This window comes from Nonomuraea sp. NPDC050790 (assembly GCF_044456745.1).
Classification (GTDB): domain Bacteria; phylum Actinomycetota; class Actinomycetes; order Streptosporangiales; family Streptosporangiaceae; genus Nonomuraea.
This window is the reverse complement of sequence record NZ_JBITGF010000001.1, coordinates 1,103,513-1,115,862: the sequence shown is the minus strand read 5'-3', so window position 1 is coordinate 1,115,862 and position 12,350 is coordinate 1,103,513. Positions and strand designations below refer to the sequence as shown.

The window sequence follows — 12,350 nt, the reverse complement described above, 5'->3', positions numbered from 1 at the left end:
GTCTACGCCCCGTTCGCCGCGTTCGCGACCTTGTAGGTGCCCGCGCCCACGTCGATCAGCGTCAACGCGATCATGAGCTTCTCGTTGACCTGCTGGTAGACGGCGGCCGGCTCCGTGCCGCTCCGCCTCAGCGCCGCGGCGAAGCTCTGGCCGCCCGGCCAGTTCTTCATCTCTTCGAGCAGTTCGGCGAACACCTCCAGCGCGGAGCCGTTCGCCACCACGTCGGGGAAGGAGCCGGGGAGGGGCGGGGCGGAGGAATTCTGTCCGGGCGGCGGGCCGCCCTGGAGCTCGCGCAGCTTCTCCCGCAGAGTGGCGGCGACCTTTCCGAGTTCCTCGGCGCTGTATTCGACGCCGTCCCTGTCGGCCACCAATCCCGGCCAGCTTTGTTCCAAATACCAACCGCCGTCGGTTGACGCCATGAAAACTCTCCCGTCCCATGCAATTGTTTTCGCAACCTGCGTAACATTGTCCGGTATGCAGACCCGGAAGGATCTCTACCAGGCGCACAGATTCATGACCCAGCGCCTTGGCTCGGCACTTCTTCACGGCGAACCAGATCTGCCGGAATCGCCGATGCGCCGATACAACGTGGCGACATTCGCCGGCATTCTTCTCCTCGTGCTGATCGCGGCCGGATTCGGAATCTGGGGCATGCTCAAGCCCGGCGGAGCCACCAAGCTGAAGGAGGCCGGCCAGCTCCTCATCGAGGAGGAGACCGGCGCCGCCTACGTCTACAACCAGGGCGACGGCAAGCTCCAGCGGGTCGAGAACTACGTCTCCGCCCGGCTGCTGCTGGGCAACCAGGAGGTCCGGGTACGCACGGTGTCGGCCGAGTCGCTGGCCGGCTTCGCCCGGGGCCGGCGGGTCGGCATCGCCGGTGCGCCCGACTCGCTCCCCAAGCCGGACAGGCTGGTCACGTCGCCGTGGACGGTGTGCGTGGCCGAGCAGACCGACGCGGCGGGGGTACGCCGGCCGTACGTCACGCTGCTGGGCGGGATCGACGTCGGCGGCACGCCCGTGGGCGGCGACGCGCTGGTCGTCAACGACGGCCGCCACGACTGGGTGCTGTGGAACAACCACCGCCTGCTCGCCAAGAACCTGCGCCGCCTCACCGACCAGGCCCCGCGCAGGGTGCCGATCTCCTGGGTGAACGCCATCCCCGCCGGACCTGACCTCGTCGCGATGGAGATCGCGCGGCGCGGCACCCGGACGGCCGGCCCCGGCGGCTCCCCCGCCCGCGTGGGGCAGGTCTTCACGCTGGCCGCCGTCCCGGGAGCGCAGGACCGCTGGTACGTGCTGCTCGCCGACGGGCTCGCGCCCATCAGTCACACCCAGGCGATGCTCCTGCTCCAGGACCCGGACAGCAAGCTCGCCTACGGCAGAGGCCGAGTGCGCCCGATCGCCGTGGACGCCGCCGAGGTCAACGCCGCCAGGATGTCCGCGCAACGCGTCCTGGGCGGCGGGCTGCCGACGACCATGCCGCGTTTCCGCACGCCCGGGGGGTCCACGCCCCTTTGTGCCGGGTACGCGGGCACGTCGCGCGGCTCGGCACAGGCACAGCTCACGACCGGTGCGGCCATCGCCATTCCGCAACCGCCGAGCAGCGGCGGCCCGGACCACGTCGACCAGGTCCTGTTGCCGCCCGGCGGCGCGGCGCTGGCGGGACAGCTCGCCGGGGAGGGGCAGCCGGTCAACGAGTACTCGCTGGTCACGGACGAGGGGCGACGGTTCAGGCTGGCGTCCGCCGAGGTCGTGGGCATGCTGGGTTACGACGCCGCCAGGGTGGCGCCGGTGCCGGCGCACCTGCTGCGGCTCATCCCCGAGGGCCCGCTCCTCGACCCGGCGGCCGCGCGCAAACCCGTCCAGGAGAGCGGCGGGCCGGCCGGCCGATCGTGACCTCAGAGCGCGCCGCCCTTCCCGGTCGGATCCTCCACCTTGGGGACCAGCGCGCCGGTCTCCTTGTCGTAGTCGAGCGCGACACCGGTGAACTCCGGCAGGTTGCCGGACTTCAGCGTGGTGAACTCGCTGGGGATGCCTTTCACCGTGGGGAACATCTTCCCGGCGGATTCGGACATGCGGACGGCCTCTTTGAACGCGAGGGCGATGACCACGCCCGCGATACCGAGCTTGAGCGCCACGTTCTTCACCGCCTTGACCGCGGTCCTGCCGAACTTCTTCTGAAGCTCCTCGCCGAGAGCGCTGGTGAAGACGTGACGGCGCAGGAACACCAGCAGCCCGCCCAGGACCATCATGAGGCCGGCGACGGAAGCGCATGCGATCGCTCCCGCGTAGTACAGCTTCGCGCTCTGGTCGACTGCCTCGCCGGTCGCGTTCCGCGTTGACTTCAGCGACTCCAGCGACTTGATGTAGCCGTCGTGGGCTTGGACGAACTGTTCGAAGGCGGCGCCTTGCCATTTGTCCCCAAGCGCGGTCCTCATCGCGTCGAGTTCCGTCTTGAGTGCGTTCAGCTCTGAGGTCGTCCCGCCGTTGTCCGTGGTACGCCAGGTCCTGCCCGAATCGGCCATCTGCGCCGGATTCGAGATCATGACACCGATCAGGGCGGCCACGTAGAACGCCCATGGCCTCCTGATCAGGAACGTGGCGGCGAAGGTCGCTGCCCCGGCTGCCGCGTAATAGGTGTCCGTGCCGTTCTCGTAGCTCATCGCCTACTCCTTGCCGATGACCTCGGGGGCGAGGTCGGTGTCGTCGGCCCATACGCCTTCGTCCTCCGACAGCAGCGAGCCCTGTTCCCGGTCGCGTTCGTCCTGGCCGCTGCCCGCACCGGTCATCGGCATCATGGGCATCATCGGCATGCCGCCGCTCATGCTGCCGGGAGCGCCGACACCCGGCGCCCGGAAAGCATTGCCGGAGCCCACACCGTTTCCGCTGCCGGTCGGTGAGCCCAATGTGGTTCCCGTCCTGGCGTTCAGGTCGGTCAGGTTTGGATTGGGCTGCGTTCTGGGGTCGTACGATGACAGATCGGTTTTGTCCTGTGGTGCGTTGAGCGCCGAGTCGATGTCGGGGACCTTCATGTTCGGGTCGTTCACGCCGGGCAGGCCGGAATTCGGCAGGTCACCGTCCTGAACGCCGTCCGGAGAACCTGTGCCGGGCAGGTCGGTGCCCGGCAGGCCGTCACCCGGGAGGCCCGTACCAGGCACGTCGTCGCCGCCGGGCAGACCCGTGCCAGGAAGGTCGCCGCCGGGCAGGTCCGTACCCGGCAGGTCCGTGCCCGGCAGGTCCGTGCCGGGCCCACCTGGCAGGTCACCTTCCGGGAGTTCCGGGCTAGGAAGCTCCGGATTCGGGATCTTCGGCATCTCGGGGTTCGGCCCGCCGGGCCCACCGGTCGACTGCGGACCCTCGTAACGGAACTGGTCTCCGGCCTCGCTCTCGGCCGCTCGGTAGTTGGCCGCGGCCTCCTTCAGCGCGCTCCGCCAGCTCGCCAGCGCCTCTCTGCCCCGCTCCAGGGCGGCCGACTGGGCAGCGATCGCCTTGTCGTGCGCACTGGCGACGCCGTAACCGATCACGCCGAAGGCCGGAAACGTGACACCCAGGTCACCGGACTTGGCCTGCAGTTGTACGAGGGACCCCGTCTGGCGGTCGATGTTGTTGCTGACGGCGTCGATCTGCTCCGGTTTGAAGGAGATGCCCAGTTCGGGCAACGGCACCTTGGTGGTCATCGGGAAGGCGCCATAAGCGCCATAAGGCACCTGCCCCGTGCCCACCGGTGGTTGCTGACCCGTGCCGGGCGGTGGCTGGCCCATGCCTGTTGGCTGCTGGCCGTTGCCCGGGGGTGGCTGGGCGCTCATCTGATGACCGGGTCGGTGACGTCATGGCCGCCGTTCCACGCCGCCTTGTCCTCCGACAGGTAGGTGGCACGCTGCAGGTCGCCGCTCTCCTCCCCCACCGCGCCCACACCTCCCATCATCGGCAGGTACGGCATGCCGGACAGCCCTGCCGCGCTCCCGCCCCGCGGCATCACCGGCGATCCCACGGCAGGAGTGGGAGCGGCCTTCGGCGAACCGATCACCGGCGGCACCCCCGGAGGCGTGGTGACCGGGACCGGGTCCCTGACGACCGGAGCGGCGACTGGAGTGGCGACGACCGGAGTGGTGACCGGAGCTGTGGTGACCGGGGCCGGAGTCGTGGCGGGGACTGCCGGGTTCGGGGAGGTGTGGCTGATCGTGGGCGGTGCCGGCTCGAAGGCCGCGGTCTCGGTGTCGGTCCCGGTCTTGGCAGAGCCGTCCTCGGCAGGGTCATCCTCGATCGCCGTCCTGTCCTCCGCGCCGATCACCGGCGGTGCGGTGTCGTCGCCCGCCGTACCCGCGCCGGAGTCCTGGTCCTGGTCTCCGCCCGGTGGCCCGGCGGGGGCTTCGGCGGCGGCCGGCGGCTCGACGCCGCCGGGCTGGACCGGGCCGCCGCCCTGGTCAACCGGCCGCGTTCCCGCAGTGGCCGCGGCCTCGTCATCCGGGCGGGCCGTAGCGTCTCGCCCGCCGTACGCGGAAACGCCGACGGATCCCGAGCCGTCCCCGCCACTGGAGGTGAAGCTCCCGTACTCCACCCGCGGCGAGGCGCCCGGCTCGGCCGGGGCCGTCACCTCGGGCAGTTCGTAGGTAATGGAGTCGGGGACCGAGGTGGTGTACAGGCCGAGGATCCGCTCGTTGAGCCGCTTCAGCACGTCCTGGGCCCGGGTGTTCTCGACCTCGGCGATGGCGGACGCCTCGTAGAGGAAGCTGGAGTCGATGATGAACTTGTGGACCTGGAGCTTTTCCTGCACCTGCGGGTCGGTCTTGTCCACCTTGATGAGGTCCAGCTCGGCGATCACCGGGGGGATGTAGCCCGCGAAGGTCTCCAGGCTCTGGCCCATCTGCGCGAGCTTGGTGGCCAGTTCGCGGCCGGTGGCGTCCAGGAGCGCGAGCGCGGTGCGGGCCTTGTCGGCGTCCGGTCCCTGCCAGATGGTGAGGATCGCGCCGATGTGGTCCTCGAGTCCGACGACCGCGTTGACCACCGCCCCGGCAGCGGTGCGGTAGACGGTTCCCGCGCCTTTGAGCAACTCGAGCTGGGAGGTCGTCAGCAGCCGTCTGATCTCCGCCTTCGGCAGCGGCTCCGACGCACCGGTGGGGCCGGCGCCGCTCCTGATGGTGATCGTCTCGCGTTTGGCGGCCACGGTCAGGCTCCCTCGTTCCGCGTGTCCGCCTCGGCGTGGTTGCCCGCGCTCGCCTCGATGGCCGCGATGACCTCCTTGTACGCCCGGACGAACGCGGCGTGCACCTGGCCGAGCTTCTGCCCCGCGCTGTCCTTTCCGGCGGTCGTCCCGAAGGCCTTGGCGTCCGTCCACTCCCCGAACTGGGCCGCGCCGGGCTGGGCGTCGACCAGGGTGGTCCCGCCGGCGCCCGGCTGCTCAAGTGCGTGGAGGTTCTGCCGCAGAGCCTCGGCGATCGCCCGCATCGTGGAGGGTTCGTGGACTCTCGGCGTGTCCGGGTCGAGGGAGGGATCGTCTGCCTGCTTGCCCATCACTTACCCCTGCGGCAACGAGCGGAAGGTGGCGTGTCAGTCCGTCCAGATGGCGATGTTGCGCCGCTCGGCGGCCTCATAGTTGCCCTTGGCGATGTTGACCGCGCCGGCCGCCTGGAACAGTTGCCGGCCCATCTCCTGCTCGTGGGCGTTCCACTCGTTCTTCTTGGTGGTGAAGAACTGCTCGGCCTCACCCTCCCAGCTCGCGCCCAGTTCCTTCTTGATGTCGGCGTAGAGGTCGTCCGTGGCCTTGTCGAGCTCGGTCACGATCTTCTTGAGCTCCTCGTACGCCTGCTCCATGCTGCCGAATCTGACGAATGTGTGATCATCGGGAACGGTCACTGCGGTCTCCGTCTCGTCGCTCGGCTAGTTGCTGTTGATCACTGAGTCGATCCGGCCGGAGAACCCGTCCCTGCTCAGGGAGCCGGACAGGTCCATGTTCTGGTCGGCGGCGTTTCGGTAGACGCCGGCGCCCATGTTGAGCCGGTCGTGGATGTCCTCGAGGATCTTGATCACGGCCTTGAACTCGACGTCCCACTCGTCGAGCGCGTGGCTGAACTTCTGGGCCGCCCCACCCCGCCACCCCTGGGTGGTGAGGTCGCCCTTGATCGCCTGAACCCGCTGCCGCATGCCCTCGATGTACTGCGCGGTGTCCTGGCAGTAGCCGGCGGCGTTGGTCAACTGGCTGGGGCTTGCTCCGTACAGTGCCACTGGACCTCCAGATGGACATGCCTGGTCACGAACGGCGGCGGACGGCCCCCGCGGAAGAACACGACTGGCATGCTGCCACCAGGGATCCCGTGGATCGCAGGAGTCGCGCCAGTTCTGCGCGCACGGCCAACACATCCTGCGCTCTGCGCCAAAACGGCGCCCGGCTCAGAGCTCCAGCCGCCGCCGGATGCGGTCGAGCTCGCCCATCACGTCGCCGAAGGTCCGGTTGTACGCGGCTTCCGCCTCCTTGACCTGCGCCGCGCTGTCCTCGATCTCGCCGAACTCGGCGCTGACCCCCTCGTTGACCTGTCTCTGCAGGTCACGGGCGGCCTCGTTCAGCACCTCCTTGATGAGGTCGGCCAGCTCGACGGACGACATCCGCAGCGCCTTGGGGTGCAGGTGGAGCTCGCTGACGCCTCCCTGACTGCAGGCGACGGTGACCATGCCGTTCTCGTCCTGCGCACGTCCCACGCAGGAATCCAGCTTTTCCTGCAGCTCCGCCATGCGGGCCAATTGCTCGTCGGCGCCCTTGAGCAATTTATCCACGTCGATGTCGGCGAATTCTCCGAATTCCCGCACCAGCCTCACTCCTCCGCTCGGGTCCGGCCGGAAAAGTATCAGCCCGACAATCCTCGAATCCAGCCGTAGAATTCGAGCACCCCGGCGGCGAGCGGAAAAAGCTCGACGATGAGAATCACCTCGAAGACGTCCGCGGCCCGGCCCCAGAAAGGCGAGGGCTTTCCCGAGGCCAGCGTTCTCCCGATGCCGACCATCAGCAGGGCCACCCACACGGCGCCGATCGCCACGGCCAGCGCCCCGATGATCCCGCCCTTGGAGGTGAGCGCGAAGGCCGTCATGGCGAGGCCCGTGATGCCGGAGCCGAGCAGCCAGGCGCGCTGGCCGACGCCGGAGAACACCCGGCCGCGCAGGATGAGCGTCAGCGCGATCGTGAGCGCCATCGCGTAGGCGATCCACCGGTCGTGCAGCACCAGCAGCGCCTGTGCGGCCAGGCCGGCCAGCCCGACGGCGACCGTCAGCCCGGTGGCGTAGCGCTGGGCGAGCAGGGTGCGCTCCTGGACGGCCGCCGCGTCGAGCCGCTGGTTGTCGGCGCGCAGTTCCTCGGCGGTGGCGGGCAGTTCCGGGAGCGGCACGCGGGCCAGCCGGAACGAGAGCGTCGGCACCAGCGGGCTCAGCGCCAGCAGCACGGCGATGGCCACGGCGGCCACGCCCGCGGGGGCGGCTCCGGTGAGCATGACCGCCGCCGCGCAGGCCGCGCCGCAGGTGGCGGCGACAGCCGTACCGAGGAAGCCGGGGATGCCGTGCGCGATCACCATCCCCGCGACGCCCGCGGCGAGCGCGGTGCAGGCGAAGGCGGCGAGCAAGTGGGGCGCGCCCGCCCCTGTCGGGCCGCCCTGGGTGAACAGCCCGGCCAGGAAGCCGTACGGCAGGGCCGCGTGGCCGAGCAGCGCACCCGGCGTGGAGTCGCCCATCGCGCGCGACAGCACCGCGCCGGCGCCGATCAGCAACACCGCGATCGCGGCGAAGACGACCGTGCCGAGCAGCGGCGGCAGCCCTGCCGTCACCAGACCGGCGGCGAGCAGGACCAGCAGCGCCGTGGCACCGGCCGCGCCGGCGGCCCTGGTGTGGGCCTCCGTCCACGTGCCGGCGCCTTCGCGTACCCGGGTCGAGACGACGTCGGCCACGTCGTCGAAGATCGCGGGCGGCAGCGCCGACTCGCGCGGGCGCAGGTAGAGCACCTCGGCGTCGAGCACGCCGAGCTCGGCCAGGCTCTGCTCCAGGTCGAGCGGGGCGCCGCCGAGCCGCTGCAGGGTCCATCCGGGCGCGGCGGCGGCGTCGCCGCCCACCTCGCCGAGCATGCGCAGCAGCCCGGGCAGCACGTGCGGCAGCGGGATGTCGGCGGGCAGCGTCAGGTCGGCCTTGCGGCCGGGCCCCACGATCGTCACGTTGCACAACGTCGGCAACGGCATCGGAAGCTGGGCGAGCGCGCCCTGCTGAGCAGGCCCCGAGGGCACAGGCGGCTTCCGAACCATCGATTCCACGGCCCACTCCGTCCCACCGGCATCACGGACAGCAGAGAACATAGCGGCTCGTATCTCTGGTAAGAACGTCCGCGTGAGCAAAGTGGTTGTCCGGCGCCCCGAGCGCCGCCCCGGCCCGAAGCCACCCCGCGGAGACGTCCTGCTGGAGTCTCCGCCCGAGATTCCCGAGGTCCAGGGCCAGGGCTTCATGCTGGTGCTCGCCTACCTGCCGATGGTGGCGGGCGCCGCGGCGATGGCGCTGATGTTCACCACGGGCGGCAACTCCAACCCGATCATGTACGTCGCCAGCGGCCTGTTCGCCGTCTCCATGGTCGGCATGACGATCAGCCAGATGGGGCGCCAGGCGGGTGAGCGCAAGCACCGGCTGAACGGCGCCCGGCGCGACTACTTCCGCTACCTCGGACAGATGCGCAAGAAGGCCAGGCGCGCCGCCAAGGAGCAGCGCGAGGCCCTGGAGTGGAGCGGCCCCGAGCCGGACTCGCTGTGGTGGATCGCGATGGGACCCCGGCTGTGGGAGCGCCGCCCGAGGGACGAGGACTTCGCCACCGTCCGCCTGGGCACCGGGGTGCAGAAGCTGTCCATCCAGCTCTTCCCGCCGGACTCCAAACCGGTCGAGGACCTGGACGCGCTCTCCTCCGGCGCGCTGCGCAGGTTCATGCGGGCCCACTCCACGGTGTCGCGGCTGCCGGTTGCCGTCGCCCTGTCCTCCTTCGCCCGCATCCGGCTCGGCGGCGACCCCGCGGCGGTACGCGACCTCGTACGGGCCGTGATCGGCCAGATGACCGTCTTCCACTCCCCCGACGACATGCGCGTCATGGTCTGCGCCGACCGGGAGCGCATGGCCCACTGGGAGTGGGTCAAGTGGCTCCCGCACGCCCTCCACCCCGACGAGACCGACGCGTCGGGGCCGGTCAGGCTGATGGCTGACAACCTCGGTGACCTGGACCGGCTCGTCGGCGGCGAGCTGAGGGAGCGGCCCAGGTTCCAGCCTGGCTCGCCGGCCGACGAGCTGCCGTACCACGTGGTGATCGTGGACGGCGGGCACATGCCGCACGACTCGCAACTCGGCAGCGACGCCATCCAGGGCGTGACCGTCATCGACCTGACCGGCTCGACCGGTGCGGTCGAGGAGGGCATCACGCTGCGGCTGGACGTCGGGCCCGAGGACCTGCACCGGGTGAAGCTCGACCACGCGGGCAAGGAACGCAGGACCCGGCTGGCCACGCCGGACCGGCTCTCCTTCGTGTGGGCCGAGGGGCTGGCCCGGCAGCTCGGCCCGCTGCGGGCCTCGTCCGTGAGCGGCGGGGACGGCGAGGACATGCTCAGCGTCAACACGACGCTCACCGACCTGCTGGGCATCAGCGACCCGCGCGCCCTGAACCCGGCGGTCACCTGGCGGACGCGGGCCGGCCGCAACCGGCTGCGGGTGCCGATCGGGCTCGGCGCCGACGGCCGCGTGGTCGAACTGGACATCAAGGAGTCGGCGCAGGGCGGCATGGGCCCGCACGGCCTGGTCATCGGCGCGACCGGCTCCGGCAAGTCGGAGCTGCTGCGCACGCTGGTGCTCGGCCTGGCCGTCACCCACTCCTCCGAGATCCTCAACTTCGTCCTGGTCGACTTCAAGGGCGGCGCGACCTTCCTCGGCCTCGACTCGCTCCCGCACGTCTCGGCGGTCATCACCAACCTTGAGGACGAGCTGCCGCTGGTCGACCGCATGCACGACGCGCTGCACGGCGAGATGGTGCGCCGCCAGGAACTGTTACGCGCGGCGGGCAACCACGCCTCGCTGCGCGACTACGAGCGGGCCCGCGAGCAGGGCGCCGACCTGAAGCCGATGCCGACGCTTTTCGTGGTGCTGGACGAGTTCAGCGAGCTGCTGTCCACGAAACCCGAGTTCATCGACCTGTTCGTGATGATCGGGCGGCTCGGGCGCTCGCTCGGCGTCCACCTGCTGCTGGCCTCCCAGCGTCTGGACGAAGGCAGGCTGCGGGGCCTGGACACCCACCTGTCCTACCGGATCGGCCTGCGGACCTTCTCGGCCATGGAGAGCCGGGCCGTGCTGGGCGTGTCCGACGCCTACGAGCTGCCGTCCGCGCCGGGCAACGGGTATCTCAAGTTCGAGACCACGGGCATGACCAGGTTCAAGGCGGCCTACGTCTCGGCCGCGTACCAGCCGGACGCCCGGCAGGCGGCCGACAGCGGGCAGCCCGCGGCGCGGGAGGCGATCGAGTTCAGGCCCGCGTACGCGCCCCCGCCCGCCGCCGAGACTCCCCGGGAGGCGGCGCCCGCGGACGAGGCGGAGGAGGAGCACGCGCCGGGGCGCAGCCTGCTCGACATCGTGGTCGGCCGGCTGGAGGGACGCGGCCCCGCCGCGCACCGGATCTGGCTGCCGCCCCTGGCCGAGCCGCCGCCGCTGGCCCACCTGCTGCCGTCGCTGTCGGTGACCCCCGGGCTCGGGCTGTCCACGCCGGGCTGGGACGGCAGGGGCGGGCTGCACGCCGTCATCGGCATCATCGACCGGCCCTACGACCAGCGCCGCGATCCGTACTGGCTGAACCTGTCCGGCGCCGCCGGGCACGTCGGCATCGCCGGTGGCACGCAGAGCGGCAAGAGCACCGTGCTGCGCTCGCTGATCGCCGGCATGGCGCTCACGCACACGCCGCGTGAGGTGCAGTTCTACTGCCTGGACTTCGGCGGCGGAACGCTGGCGGCGCTGGAGGGTCTCCCGCACGTGGGCGGCGTGGCCAACCGCCAGAACGCCGAGCGCGTCCGCCGTACCGTGGCCGAGATCTCGACGCTCCTCCAGCGGCGCGAGCAGGACTTCGCCGAGCACGGGCTCGACTCGATGGCCGCCTATCGCAGGCGGCGGGCCGACGGCAGCCTCGACGGCGACGGCTGGGGCGACGTGTTCGTGGTCGTGGACGGCTGGCTGACCCTGCGGCAGGAGTTCGAGAGCCTGGAACAGACGATCACCGACCTGGCCGCGCGCGGCCTCGGCTACGGCATCCACGTCGTGGCGACCACGAACAAGTGGTCGGAGTTCCGCCCCGGCATCCGGCACCTGTTCGGCACCAAGATCGAACTCAAGCTCGGCGACGCCTACGAGTCCGAGGTCAGCCGCAACAGGGCGCTCGCGGTGCCGGAGGGCGCGCCGGGGCGCGGGCTCACCAAGGACGGCATGCACTTCCTGTCCGCCCTGCCGCGCATCGACGGTCTGCGCGGCACCGACGACCTCGCCGACGGGGTACGCGCGCTCGTCGACGCCGTCAAGGACGCCTGGCAGGGCCCCGCCGCCCCTCCGGTACGGCTGCTGCCGTCCTGGCTGCCCGTGGCCTCCCTGCCCGGACCGGAGCGGACTGGCGCCAACCGCATCGCGATCGGCATCGACGAGGCCACGCTCTCCCCGGTCACGCTCGACTTCGAGGCCGATCCGCACTTCATCGTCTTCGGCGGCACCGGGTGCGGCAAGTCGAACGTGCTGAAGCTGATCATGGAGGGTCTGGTCGCGCGCAAGACCCCGAACGAGGCCAGGATGGTCGTGATCGACTACCGCCGCTCGCTCCTGGACACCGCCGTCACCGACCACCGCATCGGCTATGCCGTGTCGAGCACGGCCGCCGCCGAACTGGTGCAGGAGGTCCGCGTGGCCCTGCTCAAGCGGCTGCCGCCCGCCGATCTGACCCCGGACCAGCTACGGGAGCGTACCTGGTGGAAGGGGTCGGACCTCTACCTCGTCGTGGACGACTACGACCTGGTGGCGACCTCGAACAACCCCCTGCAACCGCTGGCCGAACTGCTGCCCCAGGCGCGCGACATCGGGCTGCACCTCATCCTGGCCCGCCAGATGGGCGGCGCCGGCCGCGCCCTGTACGACCACGCGGTCCAGCGGCTCAAGGAGATGGCCAGCCCGGCGCTGATCATGTCGGGTGACCGGGAGGAGGGCGCGCTGTTCGGCAAGGTACGGCCGCAGCCCCTCCCGCCCGGCCGCGGCTTCCACGTGGACCGGAGATCCGGGGACCGGCTGATCCAGACGGCTTCCTTGGAGGCGGAGGAGACTCTATGATCGCG

The 12,350-nt window shown here is 70.8% G+C and carries 11 protein-coding genes; 2 read left to right on the top strand and 9 right to left on the bottom strand.

Annotated features, from left to right (window positions below):
- Nucleotides 1-2: 2 nt before the first annotated feature.
- Complete coding sequence (locus ACIBEJ_RS04995) at nucleotides 3-368, bottom strand: hypothetical protein (protein ID WP_397181280.1); 366 nt, start codon at nucleotides 366-368, stop codon at nucleotides 3-5.
- 49 nt (nucleotides 369-417) lie between these two features.
- On the opposite strand from ACIBEJ_RS04995, the gene eccB reads away from it, so the two are divergent.
- On the top strand, nucleotides 418-1,896 hold the full coding sequence (eccB, locus tag ACIBEJ_RS04990) for a type VII secretion protein EccB (RefSeq protein ID WP_397181279.1): 1,479 nt from the start codon (nucleotides 418-420) through the stop codon (nucleotides 1,894-1,896).
- Nucleotides 1,897-1,898: 2 nt separating this feature from the next.
- On the opposite strand, the gene ACIBEJ_RS04985 is transcribed toward eccB, so the two are convergent.
- From ACIBEJ_RS04985 to eccD, 8 genes are all read right to left on the bottom strand, one after another.
- Nucleotides 1,899-2,663, bottom strand: coding sequence for a WXG100 family type VII secretion target (locus ACIBEJ_RS04985; protein ID WP_397181278.1), 765 nt, complete (start codon nucleotides 2,661-2,663; stop codon nucleotides 1,899-1,901).
- A gap of 3 nt (nucleotides 2,664-2,666) precedes the next feature.
- Nucleotides 2,667-3,677, bottom strand: a complete 1,011-nt coding sequence (locus tag ACIBEJ_RS04980) for a WXG100 family type VII secretion target (protein WP_397181277.1) — start codon at nucleotides 3,675-3,677, stop codon at nucleotides 2,667-2,669.
- A 125-nt stretch (nucleotides 3,678-3,802) separates the two neighbouring features.
- On the bottom strand, nucleotides 3,803-5,164 hold the full coding sequence (locus ACIBEJ_RS04975; protein ID WP_397181276.1) for a hypothetical protein: 1,362 nt from the start codon (nucleotides 5,162-5,164) through the stop codon (nucleotides 3,803-3,805).
- Nucleotides 5,165-5,166: 2 nt separating this feature from the next.
- On the bottom strand, nucleotides 5,167-5,511 hold the full coding sequence (locus ACIBEJ_RS04970) for a hypothetical protein (RefSeq protein WP_397181275.1): 345 nt from the start codon (nucleotides 5,509-5,511) through the stop codon (nucleotides 5,167-5,169).
- Nucleotides 5,512-5,547: 36 nt separating this feature from the next.
- Nucleotides 5,548-5,811, bottom strand: a complete 264-nt coding sequence (locus ACIBEJ_RS04965; RefSeq protein ID WP_397181274.1) for a WXG100 family type VII secretion target — start codon at nucleotides 5,809-5,811, stop codon at nucleotides 5,548-5,550.
- Between the two features lie 66 nt (nucleotides 5,812-5,877).
- Nucleotides 5,878-6,222, bottom strand: a complete 345-nt coding sequence (locus ACIBEJ_RS04960) for a WXG100 family type VII secretion target (RefSeq protein WP_397181273.1) — start codon at nucleotides 6,220-6,222, stop codon at nucleotides 5,878-5,880.
- A gap of 165 nt (nucleotides 6,223-6,387) precedes the next feature.
- Complete coding sequence (locus ACIBEJ_RS04955; protein ID WP_397181272.1) at nucleotides 6,388-6,801, bottom strand: YbaB/EbfC family nucleoid-associated protein; 414 nt, start codon at nucleotides 6,799-6,801, stop codon at nucleotides 6,388-6,390.
- 38 nt (nucleotides 6,802-6,839) lie between these two features.
- Complete coding sequence (gene eccD, locus ACIBEJ_RS04950) at nucleotides 6,840-8,273, bottom strand: type VII secretion integral membrane protein EccD (protein ID WP_397181994.1); 1,434 nt, start codon at nucleotides 8,271-8,273, stop codon at nucleotides 6,840-6,842.
- An 82-nt stretch (nucleotides 8,274-8,355) separates the two neighbouring features.
- On the opposite strand from eccD, the gene eccCa reads away from it, so the two are divergent.
- On the top strand, nucleotides 8,356-12,345 hold the full coding sequence (eccCa, locus tag ACIBEJ_RS04945; RefSeq protein ID WP_397181271.1) for a type VII secretion protein EccCa: 3,990 nt from the start codon (nucleotides 8,356-8,358) through the stop codon (nucleotides 12,343-12,345).
- Nucleotides 12,346-12,350: the final 5 nt, after the last annotated feature.

What these genes read in the sequence shown, in the direction of transcription:
- ACIBEJ_RS04985 (WP_397181278.1), bottom strand. Translation starts at nt 2,663, where the DNA reads ATGAGCTACGAGAACGGCACGGACACCTATTACGCGGCAGCCGGGGCA.
- eccD (WP_397181994.1), bottom strand. Translation starts at nt 8,273, where the DNA reads ATGGTTCGGAAGCCGCCTGTGCCCTCGGGGCCTGCTCAGCAGGGCGCG.
- ACIBEJ_RS04965 (WP_397181274.1), bottom strand. Translation starts at nt 5,811, where the DNA reads ATGGAGCAGGCGTACGAGGAGCTCAAGAAGATCGTGACCGAGCTCGAC.
- ACIBEJ_RS04980 (WP_397181277.1), bottom strand. Translation starts at nt 3,677, where the DNA reads ATGACCACCAAGGTGCCGTTGCCCGAACTGGGCATCTCCTTCAAACCG.
- eccB (WP_397181279.1), top strand. Translation starts at nt 418, where the DNA reads ATGAAAACTCTCCCGTCCCATGCAATTGTTTTCGCAACCTGCGTAACA.
- ACIBEJ_RS04970 (WP_397181275.1), bottom strand. Translation starts at nt 5,511, where the DNA reads ATGGGCAAGCAGGCAGACGATCCCTCCCTCGACCCGGACACGCCGAGA.